The sequence below is a fragment of the Dickeya fangzhongdai genome (assembly GCF_002812485.1).
GTDB lineage: Bacteria > Pseudomonadota > Gammaproteobacteria > Enterobacterales > Enterobacteriaceae > Dickeya > Dickeya fangzhongdai.
Genome location: NZ_CP025003.1, coordinates 2,920,073 through 2,939,996, shown reverse-complemented (window position 1 = coordinate 2,939,996; position 19,924 = coordinate 2,920,073). Strand labels below are relative to the sequence as shown.

Below are 19,924 nucleotides of genomic sequence, written 5' to 3'. Positions count from 1 at the left end.
GCGATCATCGTCAATAAAAATAATTATTTACCATGATCGGTGTGAATAAACCGGGCGATTCTAGCATGTGTGTCGGCTAAAGAAGTACTCCAACCACTTATCCTGCTGTCTCCGCCCGGCTAGTCAGACGTGGCTGCTGTCGCGGCGCCAGGCGTCGGCGCTTAGTGCTTCGCCAAAGTGACTGGTGATCAAACGCTTGGTCAGGTCGTGCAGCGGCGAGGCCAGCACATCGGCGGTGCTGCCGCGCTCTACCACTTCGCCGGCCTGCATCACCAGAATCTGGTCGCTGATGTGTTTCATCATGCCCAGATGCTGGGTGACATAAATATAGGAAATGCCGTGTTTTTCCTGCAGCTCCAGCATCAGGTTGATGATCTGGGAACGCACCGACATATCCAGCGACGCCAGCACTTCATCCGCCACGATGACCTTGGGCTGCAGGATCAATGCCCGCGCCAGCCCGATACGTTGTTTCTGACCGGGCGCCAGCGCGTGCGGGTAATAGGTCGCGTGATCGGCGCGCAGGCCGACCTGTCGCAGCGCCAGGTTAATGGCTTTTTCACGCTCCTGCGGCGTCAGGTCGGTATTGAGCCGCAGCGGCAATTCCAGTAACTGGCCGATGCGCTGACGCGGGTTGAGCGAGTTGGCCGAATCCTGAAAGATCATGCGAATACGCTGGCTACGATAGTTATAGTCGCCGTATTGCAGCGGATGATCGTCGATCACCAATTCGCCGGAGGTCGGCGGGATCACGCCGGTCAGCATCTTGGCCAGCGTAGATTTACCCGAGCCGTTTTCGCCGATGATCGCCAGCGTTTGCCGCTCCCGCAGCGTAAAACTCACCGATTTCACCGCTTCGACGTGCTGACGCCGGAACCAGCCGGTACGGTAGCGGAAGGTCTTGGTGAGGTTACGGGCTTCCAGCAGGGTTTCCACCATCAGGATTCCTCCATGTTGAGCGGGAAGTGGCAGGCGTACCAGTGAGTTTTCACCGGGATGAGCGGCGGCGCCGTCATGCACTCTTTTTGTGAATAAGGGCAGCGCGGCCCCAGACGGCAACCCACCGGCAGGTGCGCCAGCGATGGGATCGCCCCCGGCAGCGCGTTAAGGCGGCTTTTGTGCGGCAGCGAGCAGCCGAAGTCCGGCATGGCGCGAATCAGCGCCTGGGTGTAGGGATGATGCGGCGCGCTGATCAGCTCATCGCTGACCGCGCTTTCCACCGTTTGGCCGCAGTACAACACGTTGATGCGGTCCGCCCATTTGCTCATGGTCTGCAAATCGTGACTGATCAGCAAAATGGTGGTGTTGTTGTTCTGATTGAGCCGGGCGAGCAGGCGGAAAATCTGCGCCTGCGTGGTGGCTTCCATCGCGTTGGTCGGTTCGTCGGCGATCAGCAATCTGGGCTGATTGGCGAGCGCGATGGCGATCATCACCTTCTGGCATTCCCCTTCGGTCAGTTCGTAGGGGAAGCTGCGCATGATGTCTTTGTGATCCTTGATGCCGACGCGGTGCAGCAGCTCGATAGCGCGGCGCTTGCGCCAGTTGAAACGCTGCCACCAGCGGCCTTTGTAAGTCCAGCCGGGGATCGATTGAATCAGCTGACGGCCGACGCGGGCGGAAGGATCCAGACAGGACTGCGGCTCCTGAAAGATCATCGACATGTTGTGCCGCACCAGTTTGCGTCGCTGATGGGGCGTGAGTTGCAGCATGTCCACGTCATCGAAACGAAAACGGTCGGCGGTGATACGCCAGTTTTCCTTGTTGATGCCGCAGATAGCCTTGGCGATCAGGCTCTTGCCGGAGCCGGATTCGCCCACCAGTCCGCGAATTTCTCCCTCGTTGAGGCTGATGCTGACGCGATCCACCGCTTTCACCGGGCCGTCCGGCGTGAGGAATTCAATGGTCAGATTACGAATTTCCAGTAATGCCATGGTGTTGTTCCGTCACTATTCGGTTTGAGCAAGCAGGGCGCGGCGAATGCCATCCCCCAGCAGGTTGACGATCAGCACGCTGAGCGTGATGGCCGCGCCGGGCAGCATCACCGTCCAGGGCGCGGCGTAGACCAGTTCCAGCGAATTACCCAGCAAGACGCCCCATTCGGTGGTGGGTAACTGCGCGCCCAGATTGAGAAATCCGAGCGCGGCGATATCCAGAATGGCGATGGAAAGCGCGCGGGTCACTTCGCTGACCAGCAGCGGTAGGATATTGGGCAGCACCGCGTACCAGATAATGTAGCGCGTGGAGGCGCCGTCCAGCCGGGCGGCGGTCACATACTCTTTTTCCAGTTCGTCATGCACCGCGGTATAAATCGTGCGCACCATACGCGGCAGCAGCGCCATCCACACCGCCAGCATGGCGTGCGTTAACTGCGGGCCGATAAAGGCGATCACTATCATCGCCAGCAGCAGCGAAGGAATCGACAACAACGGGTCGAGAATGTGGTTCAGCACCGCGGAACGCAGGCCGTGGGTCACCCCGGCCAGCAGGCCGATCAGAATGCCGGCCAGCATCGCGGCCAGCGTGACCAGCAATGCCGAACCAAAGGTCGGCGCCGTGCCGCTCAACAGTCGGCTCAGCAGGTCGCGCCCCAGATCGTCGGTGCCGAGAAAAAACGACACTTCGCCATAGCGCGACCAGGAGGGCGGCAGCAACTGGTAACCGAGAAACTGCTGATCCAGCGCGTAGGGCGCCAGCGTATCGCCGAACAGGCACAGCCCCAGCAGCAACAGAAACCCGTAGAAACCGACCATCGCCATCCGGTCCTGGCGGAACACAGTCCAGGTGTCGCGCCAGCGGCTGGGAAGCTCTTTCTCGCCGTAGATGTTATCGGAGTGCATACCATTCCTTATGTTTCAGCGGGTTTGTCATGGCGCCCCAGATATCGGACAGCACGTTGATGGTGATCACCAGCGCGCCGACCACCATCACCCCGGCGGCGATCGCCGCAAAGTCCTGCTGGCGGATGGCGTTGACCAGCCAGCGGCCGATGCCCGGCCAGTTAAAGACCACTTCGGTGATCATCTCCAGCGTCAGCATGGTGGAGAATTGCAAACCCAGTTGCGGAATGATCGGCGGCAGCGCGTTGTGCAGCAGGTGGCGGCGAATCACGGTGGAACGCGGCAGCCCGCGGATAACCGCCGCCTTGATGTAATTCTGGGTGCCGACGTCGGTGGTGCTGATGCGCATCAGTCGGATGACTTCGGTGGTGGGGCCGACCGACAGCACCAGCACCGGCAGAATCAGGTGTTGTATGGCGCTGGCGATCATCTCTTCCCGGTAGGGCGAATCGGACAGCCAGGCGTCGATCAGCGCGAAGCCGGTCACCTGCGGCACTGGGTAAAGCAGGTCGAAACGGCCGGATACCGGCAGCCAGCCCAGATGCAGCGAAAAGAACAACGTCATCAGCAGCGCCAGCCAGAACACCGGCAGCGAAAAGCCCAGCAACGCCAGCGCGCTGATAATCCGATCGGCGGCCTTGTGCTGCAGTACGCCGGTGGTGATGCCAAGCGGAATCCCCACCAGCAGCGACAGCGAAAACGCCAGCAGACAGAGCTCGATGGTGGCGGGCAGCACATCGCGCAGCTGTTCGCTAATCGGCTGTCCGTTGGTGCTGGAGACGCCGAAATCCCCCTGTAGCAGGCTGGCGAAATAAAAGCGGTAGGCGTCGAGCAGCGCCGCGCCGTTGAGCGGCGCATGCGGGGTGTAATACATCAGGCTGAAGCCGATCAGCGACAGCAGAAATAGCGTGACCAGCAACAACAACAGGCGACGAAGCGTAAAGATAATCACGGTTGTTCTCCCTGGATCGGCGCGCTGGAGGAGGGATCCACGGCAGAGCTATCCGGTTTTTCCTCATTTTTTCCCTCACTGCCGTCATCGCGATAGACGCCAGCGAAGGAGGCGTTGCCGAACGGGCTGAGCACCAATCCTTTCATGTCGTAACGATAGGCCTGCATCCGCAACGACGACGCCAGCGGCAGCACCGGCAATTGCTCGGCCAAAATGTGGTGCGCCACCCGATAGTACTCCATGCGCCGGGATAGTTGCTGGGAAGAGAGCGCGTCCTGCAGCACCTGATCAAAACCGGGATCGCACCAGTGGGCGTAATTGGTCTGGGAGCGGATGGCGGCGCAGCTCAGCAGCGGCCGGAATACGCTGTCCGGGTCGTTGCTGTCGGTGGCCCAGCCCGCCAGCGTCAGGTCATGGTTCATCTCCATCAGGCGCGCTTCCTGAAAACGCCCTTCCACCGGAATGATGGTCACCCGGATTCCCACCTGCGCCAGATCGGCCTGAATCAGTTCGGCGGTTTTCACCGGACTGGGGTTGTAGGACTGCGAGGCGCTCGGCACCCACAGTTGCAGTTGCAGGTTGGCGATCCCCAGATCTTTCAACTGCTGGCGCGCTTTCTCCGGATTGTATTCGGTGACCTGCGCTTCGTTATCGTAAGCCCAGGAGGCGCGCGGCAGGATCGAGGCGGCGGTTTCCGCGGTGCCGTAGTAGATCGATTGCATCAAACGGTCGTTGTTGATCGCCAGCGCGATGGCGTGGCGCACGCGGGAATCGTCCAGCGGTGGTTTACGCACGTTGAACGCCAGATAAGCGACGTTCATCCCCGGTCGCAGCGACAGCCGCAGGCGCGGGTCGTTGCGCAGAATGGTCAGCTGGCTGGCGGCCGGGTAGGCCAGCACGTCGCACTCGCCGGTCAACAGTTTGGACAGGCGGCCGGTACCGCCGGAGCCGAGGTCGACCAGCACTTGTTCCATACGCGGCAGGCCGCGCCAGTAATCGTCGTTGCGTTTTAGCCGCACGTACTGCCCGTAACGGTACTCATCCAGCCGGTAAGGGCCGGTGCCCACCGGCTGACGGTCAAGCAGTTCGCGCCGGTCCTGCTGGGTTAACTGTTGGGCGTACTCCGCCGACAGGATGGGCGCATAGTGGGTAGCCAGATGCCACAGGAACGAGGCATCGGGGCTGTGCAGACGGATCTCGATGCTGTAATCGCCCAGCTTGCGGATGCTCTGTACGTTGTCCGCCAGTTGCAGACTGTCGAAATAGGGGTAGTCGCCACCGTTGACGTCGTGGAACGGGTGTTTTTTGTCCAGCATGCGCTGGAAGCTAAACAACACGTCATCGGCGTTCATCGTGCGGCTGGGGGTAAACCAACTGGTGCGCTGGAACGGGACATCGCGGCGCAGGGTGAACCGGTAAGTGGAGCCATTGTCGGTGACGTCCCAGTGCTGCGCCAGTTCCGGCATCAGCCGGTAGGTGTACGGATCGACGCCCAGCAGGCGGTCATAGAGCTGGGCGGCCAGCGTATCCACCATCAGCCCGCTGCGGGCCATCTGGGGGTTGAACGTGCTGAGCACGTCATTGACGCAATAAACAAAACCGCTGTGGCGGATGGCTTGCGCCGGCGTCGGAGCGGCGGGCGGCGTTTGTGCCAGAACCGGCAGCGCCAGCCAGGCCAGCGCCAGTGCGAGAGTGTGTTTTCCGGACATACGGTGTTTTTTCAGGCAATCGGCAATATACAGAGTGTACCGCACTCTGCCATTCCGCCCAATTTCTTACGTTTATCTGCCGGTTTTTTCAGCAAACTGATGGGGTTGTCAGCAGGATTGACAACGATTCACTCACGGCACGTATTCGCTCACGGCGCGGTCGGCTTCGTGAATGCTGTAATTGTTATGTTATAACATATCAATTATGATAATGTGCGTGCCCGAGTAGCGGTCATCCCGTTTCGGGCCGTAGATCAATCATTTCTGAGCAGGAGCACGCGTATGCAACCTTTACCCGTCACGGTATTGTCCGGTTTTCTTGGCGCCGGCAAGACCACGGTGCTGAATCATATTCTGAATAATCGCCAGGGGCGTCGGGTGGCGGTGATCGTCAATGACATGAGCGAAGTGAATATCGATGCCGATTTGGTCAGCCAGGAAGTGACGCTCGATCACCGCCAGGAAAAACTGGTGTCGATGAGCAACGGCTGCATTTGCTGTACCCTGCGGGAAGATTTGCTGGTGGCGGTGCGCGAACTGGCCCGCACCGGCCGTTACGATTATCTGCTGATCGAGTCCAGCGGTATTTCCGAACCGTTGCCGGTGGCGGAGACATTTACCTTTGAAGACGAGCAGGGGCAGTGCCTGTCGGATTTCGCCCGGCTGGATACGATGGTGACGGTGGTGGATGGCGCCGGTTTCCTGTCGCAGTATCAGGCGGCGGAAAGTCTGCAATCGGTGGGACAGAGCCTCGGCGAGGATGATATCCGCAGCGTGACCGACCTGCTGATTGAACAGATTGAGTTTTGCGATGTGCTGCTGGTGAGCAAAACCGATGAAATGACCGATAGCCAGCATGATGAAGTGGTGGCGATTCTGCATACCCTGAATCCGTCGGCGCGTATTCTGCCGATCGCGCACGGCCAGGTGCCGCTGGACGAGGTGCTCAATACCGGGCGTTTCGATATGCAAACCGCGGCCACGGCGCCGGGCTGGCTGCAGGAGTTGCGCGGCACCCATACGCCGGAAACCGAACATTACGGCATCGGCAACTTTGTGTATCAGGCGCGGCGGCCGTTTCATCCGCAGCGTTTCCATGACTTCCTGAGCAAGGATGAATGGGGGCCGGGCCGTCTGCTGCGTTCCAAAGGGTTCTTCTGGCTGGCGACCCGCCCGTTTCAGGCCGGTTCCTGGCATCAGGCCGGGGGCATTTTGCGCTACGGGCTGGCGGGCATGTTCTGGAAGGCGATTGCGCCGGAACGCTGGCCGCAGGATGAAGAAACGCGAGCGGCTATCAGGAATAAGTGGCAGGAACCGTTTGGCGATATGCGTCAGGAGATTGTGTTTATCGGTCAGCATCTGGATCAGACATGGATCGCCGCGCAGTTGGATGGCTGTCTGCTAACGGATGATGAATTGCTGGACGGCGTAGACAGCTGGCTGGAATTAGACGATCCGTTTGAGGCGTGGTGACCGCGCGGCGTTGTCCTGCCGAGCGCGATTATCGCAGGCGTCTGACCGTGCGCGCCTGCGATCAGACAGGTTTGGCTTACGGGCTATTTCTGTGGTCGGTTGCCAGGGGCGCCGATAAGCGGAAGCGCCGCCAGCATGTTTTTCATCGCCAGCGCATCCCACGGCAAATGCTCCGTAATGCCAAGCCCGACGATGTCGGCTATTTGCGCCACCTCGCCAAGCAGGCGAACAACCTGTTCGATGGTCATTGCGCCCTGCGAGACGCCGTCAAACGTCCCGGCGGGTGTGTCGGGATTGGCAAACAGCAGGGCGCGAAACACCGCGGGGTCCAGCACGTCAAGGTCCAGGTGGACGGCAAGATGTTTTGCGCCGGTGGCGGCGAACCAGTCCATAACGGGCTGGCTGCTCTCCGCCAGCTGTGCCGGACCGGCATGTTTTAGCCCCAAACGCGCGATAAACGCCGTTTCCACATCCAGCGTTGGCTGAAGACCGGCGAACATGACGTTTTCAGGTTTAAGCGGCCGCTTAACCGCGTGGACAAAATCCTTGTCGCCTTCACCGAGCAGGTTGCCGAGCACCATGGCGTGGGCGTGTTCGAACGCTTTCGGGGTCATGACATCAGGGTGCGCGTCAAGCCACAGCACCGCCAGATTGCCGTCATAGCGTTCGTTGAGATAGGCGAATGGCGCCAGATCCACCAGACAATCGCCGCCCAACACCACGATGCGATCGGGACGGTGTTGGTCGATGGTTTTCCTCGCCCGGCGCAGTTGCTCAAGCAATATGCCGCGCCCGCGGATGCCGTCTTCCAGCGCCAGCGGGGTATCATGCGGTGGCGCGACGTCTACTGTTTCAACCGGTCCCGTAGGATTAGGCGCCAGCCATGACAGCAACTGCGCGCCGAAATAATAAGGTGGATTGTTGCCGCCCTGCCATTGGGGGAAGAGTAAGCGAAGCGTATTTGCATGGTTGATAGGCATGGCGTGGTTGACAGACAGGGTGTAGTTGACAGACAAGGTGTGGTGACTCCGATTAGCACGCCAGTATTGAACGGCGTGGGAGAAGGGAGCGGTGGCATTGACGCATGCCCGCCGCGGTTGATGGCGCTGATTATCGCCATCGATCACGTCCGGCGCTTTGCTGTGCCGGCCAAACGCTGTGCCGGGGGCGTCAGATTGTCCGCATCCGGCGCGGTTTATGTCCGCTTAAGCACGTCCTGCGCGGACACGCCGAAAGCGCGCCGGAAGGCGCGGCTGAAGTGGGACAGATTGCTAAAGCCAAAACTCAGGGCGGCATCGCTGACGGTACGGAATTGACGGTGCCGGAGGGCGTCATGGCAGGCGGCGAGCCGTTGTTGCCACAGCCAGCGCATCACCGTGGTGCCTTCTTTGGCGAAAAGGCGGTTCAGCGTACGCGGCGAGACGTGCACCGCCTGCGCGATAACCTCGGGCGTGAGTGCGCGATTATCGAGATTGGCCAGCAAAAACGTCTGCGCCCGCCTCAACAGCTCGGTTTGATGCGAGTCGTGCGGTTCCCTGCCGCGGCCGTGCGCGGCTTCGAACGCGGTGTCCAGCACATCCAGTATGGAACCGATGAGCCTATCGCCGATCACGCCGGACAAGGGCGCCGCCTGCCAGGCTTCTTTGACCAGCGAACCGGCGAGCTTTCCCAGCGGCGAGTGGCCGTCCAGCGTCATGTTCAGCAGTCGATCCGGGTTCTGAATATGCGATAGCACCAATCCGCGGGGAAGGGAAAAGACGATCTGGTCATCACCCTGAGGATACTGGCAGACATACGGTCTGGCGCCGTCGAACAGCACGATATCTCCGGGGCGCTGCCGTGATTGCCTCGCATGTTGGGTCACGTAGGCTTCAGCACACAATGAAAAGGCGATAAAAAAATCGTCGGTGTTTTCCTTTCCCCGCTTTCCCTCGTACGCAATCGGCTGGGAACAGATTCGGGTGACCGCTGCGCCGCCCAGCGGTTTGACGCCGAGCCGGCCGTCAAAACTCGCGTTGGTCAACTGCTGATTGCAGGTGGGGCCAAACACCGAAGACGTCACTTCCCGCCAATAGGCAAAGCGATCCTTCTCTTGCAGGTGGTGTGTAGAAAATAGCCTTTCCATGTCATTCACTGTCATTGATGGCATGTTTCTTTAACAAGCCGCGAAACTGGTGGTAGGTCACCCCCAATAGTTCGGCCGCTTTGCGCTGGTTAAAGCGAGCCTGCGCCAGCGCCTGCTGCACCAGTTGCCGTTCCTGATCATGCTGCCAGCCGCGCAGGTCCAGCGGCAGCGCGGGGAGCGACGCCGATGCGGCGGTTTCCTTTTCGGGTATGAATGCCGCCAGCGGCTTGAACGGGTTGAGGATGATGCGATCCACCGGATCGCGGCTGTCGCCGTGCCGGTACAGCGAGCGCTCCACCACATTTTTCAGCTCGCGGATGTTGCCCGGCCAGGCGTAATCCAGCAGCGCGCGCTCCGCCTGCGGGCTGAAACCCGGAAACAGCGGCAGCCCCAATTCCCGGCACATCTGTACCGCGAAATGCTGCGCCAGCAGCATGATGTCCTGCTGGCGCTGGCGCAGCGGCGGCAGATGAACCACGTCGAACGCCAGCCGGTCCAGCAGGTCGGCGCGGAATTTCCCCTGTGCGGCCAGCGCGGGCAGGTCTTCGTTGGTGGCGCACACCAGCCGCACGTCCACCTGCAGCGACTGTCCGCCGCCCACGCGCTCCAGCACGCCGTATTCGATCACCCGCAACAGCTTTTCCTGCACCAGCATCGGCGCGGTGGCCAGTTCATCCAGAAACAGCGTGCCGCCGTCGGCGCGCTCAAAACGGCCCAGATGTCGCTTTTGCGCGCCGGTAAAGGCGCCGGCTTCATGGCCGAACAGTTCGGAGTCCAGCAGGTTTTCGTTCAGCGCCGCGCAGTTGAGCGAAATGAACGGCCCCTGCCAGCGGGGCGACAGGTAATGCAGGCGGCTGGCGATCAGTTCCTTACCGGTCCCCCGTTCGCCAATCACCAGCACCGGTTTGCTGAGCTGCGCCAGTTGCGACACCTGCTCCAGCACTTCCAGAAAACTGTTGGCTTCGCCCAGTAACGACTCTTGCTCATGCGCCATGACATTGCCTTGTATTTTTCACCACTTGTTAGTTAATTTGACCATAGCAAAGATAGCGCACGCTGTATACGCCGGTCGTTAATACGTTATTTATCAATGAATTATTTGATAAAGAAAAGTTGGCACGGCATTTGATTATGTCAGTGTGTCATCAGGCAACGGCTGATGGAGATAACGAACCGGGCGTCGCAGACGCCGGAAATCACTGAGGAGTAGAGTATGGGTATTTTTTCCCGTTTTGCCGACATCGTGAACGCCAATATCAATGCCTTGCTGGATAAAGCCGAGGACCCGCAGAAGCTGGTGCGGCTGATGATTCAGGAAATGGAAGATACACTGGTTGAAGTGCGTTCCACCTCCGCCCGGGCGCTGGCGGAAAAGAAACAGCTGGCCCGCCGCATTGAGCAGGCTCGTGGTCAGCAGGACGAGTGGCAGGAAAAAGCGGAACTGGCGCTGCGCCGCGAGCGTGAGGAACTGGCGCGCGCCGCGCTGGTGGAAAAACAGAAATTGACGGAACTGGTAGCGGTACTGGAACAGGAAGCGGCGGCGGTGGACGAAACGCTGGAACGCCTGAAACGGGAAATCGGCGAGCTGGAGAATAAGCTGACCGAAACCCGCGCTCGCCAGCAGGCGCTAACGCTGCGTCATCAGGCCGCCAGTTCATCCCGCGATATCCGCCGCCAGCTCGACAGCGGTAAACTGGATGAAGCGATGGCGCGCTTTGAACAGTTCGAACGCCGTATCGATACGCTGGAAGCCGAAGCGGAAAGCGTGGGTCTGGGCAAACAGAAATCGCTGGATCAGCAGTTTGCCGATTTGAAGGCCAGCGATGAGATCGATGCGCAACTGGCGGCGCTGAAAGCCAAGGTAAAACCGGCGGAGTAATCGCCACCGGCTGCCGCTGCGGCGGCAGCCTTGCCGCATTACCATAATAATTAAGGAGAAAAAATGGGTGCTCTGGTAATGACAATGATTCCGCTGACGGTGTTTCTGCTGTTTGTGGCGCCGCTGTGGCTGTGGCTGCACTACAGCCAGCGCCGCAACCGTGCGCCGCAATGGGATCCGGCTGAACAGCAGCGGCTGACCCGGTTAACGGAAGATGCACAGCGTATGCGCGAGCGGATTGACGCGCTGGAACAGATTCTGGATGCGGAGCATCCCAACTGGAGGCAATCCTGATGAACACCCGTTTTGAGCGAAAACTCTATCGTTTGCCGGAAGAGGGCATGATCAAAGGCGTATGCGCCGGGCTGGCGCGTTATTTTGATGTGCCGGTAAAGCTGGTGCGCCTCATCGCCGTGCTGTCGATTTTCTTCGGTCTGTTTCTGATTACCGTGGTGGCCTACATTATTCTCAGCTTCGTGCTGGACCCGGCGCCGCCGGAGGAATATCAGCCCGCCGACGCCGGCGTTTCGCCGAACGCGCTGCTGGATCAGGCGGATGCGATACTGAGCGCCAGCGAGCAGCGGTTGCGTAGCATTGAACGCTATATCACATCGGACACGTACGGCCTGCGCAGCAAGTTCCGTCAGCTATAATCACCACGCCGGCCGACGGCTGGCCTGATCTCTTCTGCGGGATTCGGCGCCCATCGAATCCCGTACATTATATGTTGTCGTTTTTCATGTTGTCGTTTTTCGTTTTTTTGCGGCGGTCGCACCATAATGCGGTTATCGTCGGGCAGGACAATGAACAGGAGCGTCATGGCTTATTCCCTTCCTTTCAACCGGTTACAGAACGAATTCAACGCGCTGGTCAATCGCAGCGCCGATCGCCATCTGCGGCTGGCGGTCACCGGCCTGAGCCGCAGCGGCAAAACGGCGTTTATTACGTCGTTGGTCAATCAATTGCTCAATGCTCAGCACGGCGCACGGCTGCCGCTGTTTTCGGTAGCGCGCGAAAACCGGCTGCTGGGCGCCAGGCGCATTCCACAGCGGGACCTGGGCATTCCCCGCTTTGCCTATGACGAAGGCATGGCGTCGCTGTACGGCGTGCCGCCCGCCTGGCCGACGCCGACCCGCGGCGTCAGCGAAATCAGGCTGGCGCTGCGTTACCGTTCCCACGACAGCCTGCTGCGCCACTTCCGCGATACCGCCACGCTCTATCTGGAAATCGTCGATTATCCCGGCGAATGGCTGCTGGATCTGCCGCTGCTGGAGCAGAGTTACGCCGACTGGTCGCGCCAGATGTCCACTATGTTGCAGGGCGATCGGCTCAATTGGGCGCAACCCTGGCTGGCGATGTGCGAAGGGCTCGACCCGCTGGCGCCGGCGGATGAGAACCGACTGGCGGCGATCGCCCGGGCATACACCGACTACCTGCTGCGCTGCAAACAGGAAGGTCTGCATTTCATTCAGCCGGGGCGCTTTGTGCTGCCGGGCGATCTGGCCGGCGCGCCGGTATTGCAGTTCTTTCCCTGGCCGTGGCCTGACGACCGGCTGGATGCCGCGCTGACGCAGGCGGGCGATCACACCCTGATCGGCATGCTGCGTCAGCGGTTTGATTACTACTGCCAGCATGTGGTGCGCGAATTCTACCGCCAGCACTTTGTGCGCTTCGACCGGCAAATCGTGCTGGTGGACTGCCTGCAACCGCTCAACCACGGCGTACAGTCGTTTAACGATATGCGGCTGGCGCTGACCCAACTGATGCAGAGCTTTCACTACGGCAAGCGCACGTTATTGCGTCGGCTGTTTTCGCCCTGCATCGACCGGCTGATGTTCGCCGCCAGCCAGTCCGACCATATCACCGCCGATCAGCACGCCAATCTGGTGTCGTTGCTACAGCAACTGGTGCAGGAAGCCTGGCGTAATGCGGCGTTCGAGGGGATTGAGATCGACTGTGCGGGGATTGCTTCGGTGCAGGCGACGCAAAGCGGCGTGGTGTCGCATCAGGGGCAGTCGTTGCCGGCTCTGCGCGGCAACCGGCTGGCGGACGGCGAGCCGGTCACCGTGTATCCCGGCGATGTACCGTCACGGCTGCCGGAACCGTCCTTCTGGCGCGAGCAGGGATTTCACTTTGAACCGTTTCGGCCGCTGGAAATGCAGACGGACGCGCCGTTGCCGCATATCCGCCTGGATACGGTGATGGAATTTTTACTGGGAGACAAATTGCGATGAATGAGCCGTTGAAACCCCGCATCACCTTCGACAATACGCCGGTGGCGCCGGCCGATGGGCCGCTGCGGCCGTCGGTTGCCTTTGCCGACAGCGAGGCGCAACGTTTTATTCCGGCGGCAACGGCCGACGACGACGAACCGGATGACGGCGAGAGCGCCGAGCAGGTGGTCAGCGACGCGTTGCGCCCGCGCCGAAGCCTGTGGCGGAGGATGCTGGGTCTGGGCGTGGCGCTGTTTGGCCTTAGCGCGCTGGCGCAGGGCGGGCGTTCGCTGTATCAGGCCTGGATGAGTCAGGACTGGATTGCGCTCGGCGGCGTGGCGGCGGGCACCCTGATTGTCGGCGCCGGCGTCGGCGCGCTGGCGGTCGAGTGGCGCCGGTTGTATCGGTTGCGCCAGCGGGCGGAAACGCGCGATCGGGCGCGGGAATTGCTCAACAGCCACGGTACGGGCAGCGCCCGCGTCTTTTGTGAGAATCTGGCCCGTCAGGCCGGGTTGGATGTCGGACATCCGGCGCTGCAACGCTGGCAGGCGTCGCTGCACGATACTCACAACGATCGTGAAGTCACCGAGTTGTACGCTCATATGGTGCAACCGGTGCTGGACGCCCGGGCGCGCCGCGAGATCAGCCGCTCCGCCGCCGAGTCGGCGCTGATGATTGCCGTCAGCCCGCTGGCGCTGGTAGACATGGCGTTCATCGCCTGGCGCAATCTGCGGCTGGTCAATCGCATTGCGCGGTTGTACGGCATCGAACTGGGCTATTTCAGCCGTATTCGCCTGTTCCGGCTGGTGCTGCTGAATGTGGCGTTTGCCGGCGCCAGCGAGCTGGTGCGGGAAATCGGTATGGACTGGATGTCTCAGGATTTGGCGGCGCGGCTGTCGGCGCGCGCGGCGCAAGGGCTGGGCGCCGGTCTACTGACCGCGCGGCTGGGGATTCGCGCTATGGAACTGTGTCGCCCGCTGCCGTGGCTGGATGACAAGCCCCGGCTGGGGGATTTCCGGCGTGAGCTGATTGGCCGGATTCGGGTGAAAACGCCGTCATCGTCGTCTGGGGAGTAATGCCCGGCGCTTGGCATAAAAGCACCTCCACAGGTTGTGCGTTATGTAACCAGTCATATCGCCCGTCGATCGCCATCACACTGCGGATGGCGATAACATCTGGATAACATTCGTAAAGCCCCGATGCAGGATATTGCCGCCCGGTTGCACTTTAATATCCTGCAAATAATGTTATCGACAAACAATAACAAATGATAATTATTGCCGCTATGGTTTGCCAGAACGTTTACCAACGACAACCGACCATCAATCAGGGGCAATACCATGGACTCGACTTTCAGTGCGCGCAACGCGCCGACGGTTTACGACGTCAATCATCCTCTTCCTCTTCACTCGCTGGCGACGCGTATTGATGCCTTACCCTCATCGTGGGGATTGTGGCGTTTCATCATCCTGCTGTCGCTGGGCGGCTTCTTTGAACTTTACGACCTGTTTCAGACGGCTTACATCAGCACCGGGCTGATTGGGGAGAAGATTTTCCACACCGGAAAGGAGGGATTGTTCGGCGTGTCGGATCAGGCTACGTTTGCGTCCGCCACCTTTTTCGGCCTGTTTATCGGCGCCAGCCTGCTAGCGCCGCAGGCGGATCGACTCGGGCGTCGCGCCGCTTTCATGTTTGCGCTGGCGTGGTATGGCGCGTTCTCGCTGTTGATGGCGTTCCAGACGCAGGCGGAATGGGTGATCCTCTGCCGCTTTCTGGTGGGGATTGGTTTGGGGGTAGAGCTGGTGACCATCGATACCTATCTATCCGAATGGGCGCCGACCCACCTGCGTAGCCAGGCGTTTGCGCTGGCGTTCTTCATGCAGTTCCTGTCGGTGCCGACGGTGGCGCTGATGTCCTGGTGGCTGGTGCCGCAGACGTTCTGGGGGCTATCCGGCTGGCGTTATGTGGTGATCATCGGCGCGGTGTGCTCGCTGGTGGTGTGGCTGCTGCGCCGTAATCTGGTGGAGTCGGCGCGTTGGCTGGCATCGCGTGGACGCTACCGGGAAGCGGAAAAGGTGATGACCGCGATGGAGCACCGCTGCGGCGTACCGCCGGGTAAGGCGCTGGAGCCGCAGACGAAGATTACGCTGCCGTCGCGCGGTCGATTTCTTGATATCTGGTCAGTGCGCTATCGCCGCCGCACCCTGATGCTGGTGGTCATGAATATCTTTCAGGCTATCGGGTTCTTCGGTTTTGGCAACTGGCTGCCGGCGCTGCTGGCGGGACGGGGCGCGACCGTGACCCACAGCCTGCTGTACGCGTTTTTCATTACGCTGGCCTACCCGCTGGGGTCGCTGCTGTGCAGTTGGTACGCCGGCAAACTCGAAAACAAGTGGCAAATTGTGTTGTCGTCGCTGATGACGGTGGTGTGCGGCACGCTGTTTGCCTTTCAGACGCAACCGCTGTGGTTGATTGTCTGTGGTTTTCTGATCACCTATTCCAACGCCTGGCTGACCATCAGCTATCACGCCTATCAGACCGAGGTTTTCCCCACGGCGATCCGCGCCCGCGGTGTGGGTTTCTGTTACTCCTTCAGCCGCCTGTCCACGGCGCTCAGCAGTATCGTCATCGGTTTGATTCTGCAACATTACGATACCAGCGGTGTGCTGGCGTTCATCATCATCAGCATGTTGACCGTAGTGGTGACGGTCGGCGTGTTCGGTCCGCGGACCCGCGGCGTCCGGCTGGAAAATATCTGATATCGTGGGAAAATGCTGTTCCTGCAGCCATAAAATGAATGGGTTGCGGCTTAAAAACAGCGGGGGTTTTGATATAGCCCGCATTCCGCTGCCACGAAGCATGCTTATCTATAAGTAGGGATAAAACCTAAGCAGGGATAAACCTAAGCAGGGATAAACCTAAGCAGGGATAACCCGGTGGGTGAATCGCGGCCAGATCGCTCAGGCGATGACCGATACTGCCGATAACCAGAAGATGGATGTTCTTTTTTTTCCTCTGGCTGGAAGGATACTTATGATGCTTCGTGGCAACAAACTCCTGTTGGCTGGCGCGCTCGGTGCGCTGGTGACGGCAGGTTCCGCTCAGGCGCAGTGGATCATGACGCCGACTGACGCCCAGCGCTTCGCTCAGGCCAGCTTTCCTGAATACCTCGACGGCTTGACGCTCAGCAACGACACCGACGTGGCGGCGGATATTCAGCGCAACCTCAACTGGCTGGACAAGGCTTTTCAGAAGCGGGGATTTACCACCCAGCAACTGGCCAATGGCGCGCACCCGATGCTGTATGCCGAGCTGGGGCCGATGCAACCCAACCGCCCGACCGTGCTGTTCCTGATGCACTTTGATGGTCAGTCGGCCAGCGCGTCCGAATGGAGTACCGACCCCTGGAAACCGACGCTGAAAATCAAGGATTCACGCGGTATCTGGGTGCCGCAACCCAACGAACGGCTGATGCAGCCGGGGCTGGATCCGGAATGGCGCGTGTTCGGGCGCTCGGCCTCGGACGGCAAAGGGGTCATCTCCCTGTTCCTGACCGCGGTGGATGCGCTGAAAAGCGCCAATACCGCCACCACGGTGAATATCAAGGTGCTGCTCGATTCGGAAGAGGAGCGCGGTTCGCCGCACCTGGCCGCGGTGGTCAATCAGAACGCCGCCCGGCTGAAAAATGACGGCGTGGTGATTTTTAACGGCGCAGTGAACACCAATAATGTGCCGGTGCTCACGTTTGGCTATCGCGGGTCGATACAGGTGGACATGACGGTGTTCGGTCCCGACCCGGCGGCCCACAGCGGCGCGTTCGGCAATGTGATCGTCAATCCGGTGCAACAGCTGGCGAGCCTGCTGGCTGGAATCAAAGACGCCAACGGTCGGGTGACGTTGCCGGGGTTTTATGACCGGGTCAAAATCTCCGATGACGAACGCAAACAGCTGGCTGCGCAGGCGCCGCAGCCGGGCACCATCGAAAGCCGTTATGGGGTGACCCAACTGGAAAAAATGGCGCCCAACCCGGTGGAAGCGGTGCAGTATCCGTCGCTGGACGTCATCGGTCTGAAGGCGGGCGATACCGGCCGCAAAGCCATCTACGCCATTCCGTCGACCGCGACAGCCAGCATCAACATTCGTACGGTGCCGGAAACCTCGCCCGATTACCTGTATGACCTGCTGAAAAGGTATGTAACCGCCAACGGTTTCTATATCGTGCGTTCCGACTCGCCCTCGCTGCAGGAGCGTAATCACAACCCCAAACTGATTTCGATGAGCATGATGACGTCGTCCGGTAGTTCGTTTGCCGTGCGTACGCAACTGGCGTCGCCGTTGGCGAAATGGGCGCAGGCCGGCGTGAAAGCGCCGCTTAAAGGCGATCCGGAGAAGAATCGTATGCTGGGGGTGTCGCCGCCGATCAACGGTGCGCTGGCCGCGCTGAAAAGCGCCTTTGCCGTGGTGTCGCTGGTGAATGCGGATAATAACGCCTACAGCAGCGACGAAAATATGCGCATCGGCAACTACATCGACGGTATCCGCATTATGGTGTCGATGATGACCACGCCGTTCCCGGAAGAGGAAAAAACCAAGTAAATTCGCTTTTCGGTTGCCGGGGTGTCAACTTTTGCTGACACCCCACTTCATCCGGTGGCGGTGAAAGGGTATGATGCAGCTCTCGTCCCTGCCGCACCTGATGAAGAAGGTTTTATTGATGCGTCTGGAAGTATTTTGTGAAGACCGGATTGGTCTGACTCGTGAGCTGCTCGATCTGCTGGTGCTGCGACATATCGACCTGCGCGGTATCGAAATTGATCCGACGGGTCGGATCTACCTCAATTTTACCACCCTCGGTTTTGATGCGTTCCGCGAGCTGATGACGGAGATTCGCCGCATTCCGGGCGTCAGCGATGTACGCACCGTGGCGTTTATGCCGTCCGAGCGGGAGCATCGGGCGCTGAACGCGCTGCTGGAATCGATGCCGGAGCCGGTGTTGTCGTTCGATCTCAAAGGCAAAGTGGAATTGGTCAACGCCGCCGCGCTCAGCCTGTTTGAGCTGACGCAGGAAAAAGCCCGCGCCCTTAACGTCAGCCAGTTGCTGAACGATTACCACTTTTCCCGCTGGCAGGAGCAGGGCGGCCAGCCGGAAACCACCCGTGTGGTGATCCGCGGGCAGGATTTTCTGCAGGAAGTGACGCCGGTTCATCTGGAAGACGATAAAGGCAAATCTACCGTCGCCGGCGCGCTGGTGACATTGAAGTCGGCAGCGCGCATGGGCCGTCAGTTACAGGACACGCCAGTCAACGACGAACGGGAATTCGACCATATTGTGGCGGTCAGTCCGCGTATGCGTCAGGTGGTGGAGCAGGCGCGCAAGCTGGCGATGCTGGACGCGCCGTTGCTGCTGGTGGGGGAAACCGGCACCGGCAAGGACATGCTGGCCCGCGCCTGTCATTTGCGCAGCCGCCGCGGCAAGCAGCCGTTTCTGGCGCTCAACTGCGCCGCACTGCCGGATGACGTGATGGAAAGCGAGCTTTACGGCCACGCGCCGGGCGCCTATCCCAACGCGCTGGAAGGCAAGAAAGGCTTTTTCGAGCAGGCTAACGGCGGTTCGGTGCTGTTGGACGAAGTCGGCGAAATGTCGCCGCAGATGCAAACCAAACTGCTGCGTTTTCTCAATGACGGCACGTTCCGCCGGGTGGGTGAAGAACACGAGGTGCACGTGGATGTGCGCGTGATCTGTGCCACGCAGAAAAACATGCAGGATCTGGTGCAGCGCGGTCTGTTTCGGGAAGATCTCTATTACCGCCTGAACGTGCTGACGTTGCAACTGCCGCCGCTGCGCGAGTGCCCGGCGGATGTCATGCCGCTGGTGGAGCTGTTCGTGGCCCGTTTTGCCGATGAGCAGGGGATCGCGCGTCCCCACATCGCGCAGGAAGTGCGTAACCTGTTGCCCCAATACGGCTGGCCGGGCAACGTGCGTCAGCTGAAAAACACCATCTATCGGGCGCTGGCGCAGCTGGAAGGGGACGAACTACGCCTGCGCGATATCGACCTGCCTGCCTTCCAGCCGGAAATCGTCCACAACGACGATTTGCTGGAAGGGTCGCTGGATGACATCAGCAAACGGTTTGAACGCTCAGTATTGACCCGCCTTTATCAGACCTACCCCAGCACCCGCAAGCTGGCCAAACGGCTCGGCGTGTCTCATACCGCCATCGCCAATAAATTGCGGGAATATGGCCTGAGCAGCCGCAAAGGTGGGGATGAGGACGAGTAATCCTGGTGGCCCGATGAAAGTAAAAAGCGGATGATGGTGCTATCCGCTTTGAAAAAAACGTGTCGTTTTATTCTCTACAGTACTCGCCTATTGCTGACATTCAGCCTGCACAACAGGCTTTATGCCATCATGTGAACGACAGCCAGGACACCAGGATTGCAGAATATAACGACCGTCTCCCATATATCTCATGCCAAAATCTTCACAGCGATAGAAAATATGATGTCCTGCTAATGCTGAACAATGAGGGCAACTTTTTAAATCCCTGGATTCAATAAAAATTGAATCATTAAGTGATCCGTCACAGGATGAACAATTACTCATTATTTATCCTCTGATTGTCAAAAATAGAACTCCTCAATTTTAATCCATGAGGCTCATCTAATATATTTTATAAATACCTAGGTTATATTGTGATTTATTCTAATGGATATCCGTGAATAATATTTCAAAGAA

17 protein-coding genes are annotated in these 19,924 nt (G+C 59.6%); 9 read left to right on the top strand and 8 right to left on the bottom strand.

Annotated elements, in window-relative coordinates; all coding sequences use genetic code 11:
• Window positions 1-123 precede the first annotated feature (123 nt).
• The 5 genes from sapF to sapA are packed head-to-tail and all read right to left on the bottom strand — an operon-like array spanning window position 124 to window position 5,498.
• The gene (gene sapF / locus CVE23_RS13120; RefSeq protein ID WP_038668299.1) at window positions 124-939 is read right to left on the bottom strand and encodes a putrescine export ABC transporter ATP-binding protein SapF; all 816 of its coding nucleotides are present in this window, start codon (window positions 937-939) and stop codon (window positions 124-126) included.
• Window positions 939-1,931, bottom strand: a complete 993-nt coding sequence (gene sapD / locus CVE23_RS13115; protein WP_038668301.1) for a putrescine export ABC transporter ATP-binding protein SapD — start codon at window positions 1,929-1,931, stop codon at window positions 939-941. The genes sapF and sapD overlap by 1 nt, the downstream gene beginning before the upstream one ends.
• A 15-nt stretch (window positions 1,932-1,946) precedes the next feature.
• Complete coding sequence (gene sapC, locus CVE23_RS13110) at window positions 1,947-2,837, bottom strand: putrescine export ABC transporter permease SapC (protein WP_100849704.1); 891 nt, start codon at window positions 2,835-2,837, stop codon at window positions 1,947-1,949.
• A complete protein-coding gene (sapB, locus tag CVE23_RS13105) occupies window positions 2,824-3,789 on the bottom strand; it encodes a putrescine export ABC transporter permease SapB (RefSeq protein WP_100849703.1) in 966 nt (321 codons plus the stop codon). Before sapB ends, sapC begins: the two co-directional genes overlap by 14 nt.
• Window positions 3,786-5,498, bottom strand: a complete 1,713-nt coding sequence (sapA, locus tag CVE23_RS13100; protein WP_100850469.1) for an ABC transporter substrate-binding protein SapA — start codon at window positions 5,496-5,498, stop codon at window positions 3,786-3,788. Before sapA ends, sapB begins: the two co-directional genes overlap by 4 nt.
• Window positions 5,499-5,780: 282 nt before the next feature.
• Between sapA and zigA the strand changes: the two genes are divergently transcribed.
• Complete coding sequence (gene zigA, locus CVE23_RS13095) at window positions 5,781-6,971, top strand: zinc metallochaperone GTPase ZigA (protein WP_100849702.1); 1,191 nt, start codon at window positions 5,781-5,783, stop codon at window positions 6,969-6,971.
• A gap of 83 nt (window positions 6,972-7,054) precedes the next feature.
• On the opposite strand, the gene CVE23_RS13090 is transcribed toward zigA, so the two are convergent.
• From CVE23_RS13090 to pspF, 3 genes are all read right to left on the bottom strand, one after another.
• Complete coding sequence (locus CVE23_RS13090; protein ID WP_225623138.1) at window positions 7,055-8,098, bottom strand: arginase family protein; 1,044 nt, start codon at window positions 8,096-8,098, stop codon at window positions 7,055-7,057.
• Between the two features lie 68 nt (window positions 8,099-8,166).
• Window positions 8,167-9,096 (bottom strand): helix-turn-helix domain-containing protein, encoded by a 930-nt coding sequence (locus tag CVE23_RS13085; protein ID WP_038919384.1) that lies wholly within the window; start codon window positions 9,094-9,096, stop codon window positions 8,167-8,169.
• 1 nt (window position 9,097) lies between these two features.
• Window positions 9,098-10,090, bottom strand: coding sequence for a phage shock protein operon transcriptional activator (pspF, locus tag CVE23_RS13080; protein ID WP_100849701.1), 993 nt, complete (start codon window positions 10,088-10,090; stop codon window positions 9,098-9,100).
• Window positions 10,091-10,309: 219 nt separating this feature from the next.
• Between pspF and pspA the strand changes: the two genes are divergently transcribed.
• The 8 genes from pspA to tyrR all read left to right on the top strand — a co-directional run bounded on the left by pspA (window position 10,310) and on the right by tyrR (window position 19,468).
• Window positions 10,310-10,975: a phage shock protein PspA gene (gene pspA / locus CVE23_RS13075; RefSeq protein WP_038668314.1), complete on the top strand. Its 666-nt coding sequence runs from the start codon at window positions 10,310-10,312 to the stop codon at window positions 10,973-10,975.
• 63 nt (window positions 10,976-11,038) lie between these two features.
• Window positions 11,039-11,269: an envelope stress response membrane protein PspB gene (pspB, locus tag CVE23_RS13070; protein ID WP_038668316.1), complete on the top strand. Its 231-nt coding sequence runs from the start codon at window positions 11,039-11,041 to the stop codon at window positions 11,267-11,269.
• A complete protein-coding gene (gene pspC, locus CVE23_RS13065; RefSeq protein ID WP_038668318.1) occupies window positions 11,269-11,628 on the top strand; it encodes an envelope stress response membrane protein PspC in 360 nt (119 codons plus the stop codon). The genes pspB and pspC overlap by 1 nt, the downstream gene beginning before the upstream one ends.
• Window positions 11,629-11,793: 165 nt before the next feature.
• Window positions 11,794-13,209: a YcjX family GTP-binding protein gene (locus tag CVE23_RS13060; RefSeq protein WP_100849700.1), complete on the top strand. Its 1,416-nt coding sequence runs from the start codon at window positions 11,794-11,796 to the stop codon at window positions 13,207-13,209.
• Window positions 13,206-14,264 carry a YcjF family protein gene (locus CVE23_RS13055; RefSeq protein ID WP_100849699.1) on the top strand — a complete coding sequence of 353 codons (1,059 nt, stop codon included), beginning with the start codon at window positions 13,206-13,208 and terminating at the stop codon, window positions 14,262-14,264. Before CVE23_RS13060 ends, CVE23_RS13055 begins: the two co-directional genes overlap by 4 nt.
• 264 nt (window positions 14,265-14,528) lie before the next feature.
• Window positions 14,529-15,947, top strand: coding sequence for an MFS transporter (locus tag CVE23_RS13050; protein ID WP_038919375.1), 1,419 nt, complete (start codon window positions 14,529-14,531; stop codon window positions 15,945-15,947).
• A gap of 277 nt (window positions 15,948-16,224) precedes the next feature.
• A complete protein-coding gene (locus tag CVE23_RS13045) occupies window positions 16,225-17,784 on the top strand; it encodes a M20/M25/M40 family metallo-hydrolase (protein WP_100850466.1) in 1,560 nt (519 codons plus the stop codon).
• A gap of 118 nt (window positions 17,785-17,902) precedes the next feature.
• Window positions 17,903-19,468, top strand: coding sequence for a transcriptional regulator TyrR (tyrR, locus tag CVE23_RS13040; RefSeq protein ID WP_038669589.1), 1,566 nt, complete (start codon window positions 17,903-17,905; stop codon window positions 19,466-19,468).
• The last annotated feature ends 456 nt before the right edge of the window (window positions 19,469-19,924 follow it).

Coding starts and splice junctions, on each gene's coding strand:
- sapF (WP_038668299.1), bottom strand. CDS start 939: ATGGTGGAAACCCTGCTGGAAGCCCGTAACCTCACCAAGACCTTCCGC.
- sapD (WP_038668301.1), bottom strand. CDS start 1,931: ATGGCATTACTGGAAATTCGTAATCTGACCATTGAATTCCTCACGCCG.
- sapC (WP_100849704.1), bottom strand. CDS start 2,837: ATGCACTCCGATAACATCTACGGCGAGAAAGAGCTTCCCAGCCGCTGG.
- sapA (WP_100850469.1), bottom strand. CDS start 5,498: ATGTCCGGAAAACACACTCTCGCACTGGCGCTGGCCTGGCTGGCGCTG.
- zigA (WP_100849702.1), top strand. CDS start 5,781: ATGCAACCTTTACCCGTCACGGTATTGTCCGGTTTTCTTGGCGCCGGC.
- CVE23_RS13085 (WP_038919384.1), bottom strand. CDS start 9,096: ATGGAAAGGCTATTTTCTACACACCACCTGCAAGAGAAGGATCGCTTT.
- pspF (WP_100849701.1), bottom strand. CDS start 10,090: ATGGCGCATGAGCAAGAGTCGTTACTGGGCGAAGCCAACAGTTTTCTG.
- pspA (WP_038668314.1), top strand. CDS start 10,310: ATGGGTATTTTTTCCCGTTTTGCCGACATCGTGAACGCCAATATCAAT.
- pspB (WP_038668316.1), top strand. CDS start 11,039: ATGGGTGCTCTGGTAATGACAATGATTCCGCTGACGGTGTTTCTGCTG.
- pspC (WP_038668318.1), top strand. CDS start 11,269: ATGAACACCCGTTTTGAGCGAAAACTCTATCGTTTGCCGGAAGAGGGC.
- CVE23_RS13060 (WP_100849700.1), top strand. CDS start 11,794: ATGGCTTATTCCCTTCCTTTCAACCGGTTACAGAACGAATTCAACGCG.
- CVE23_RS13055 (WP_100849699.1), top strand. CDS start 13,206: ATGAATGAGCCGTTGAAACCCCGCATCACCTTCGACAATACGCCGGTG.
- CVE23_RS13050 (WP_038919375.1), top strand. CDS start 14,529: ATGGACTCGACTTTCAGTGCGCGCAACGCGCCGACGGTTTACGACGTC.
- CVE23_RS13045 (WP_100850466.1), top strand. CDS start 16,225: ATGCTTCGTGGCAACAAACTCCTGTTGGCTGGCGCGCTCGGTGCGCTG.
- tyrR (WP_038669589.1), top strand. CDS start 17,903: ATGCGTCTGGAAGTATTTTGTGAAGACCGGATTGGTCTGACTCGTGAG.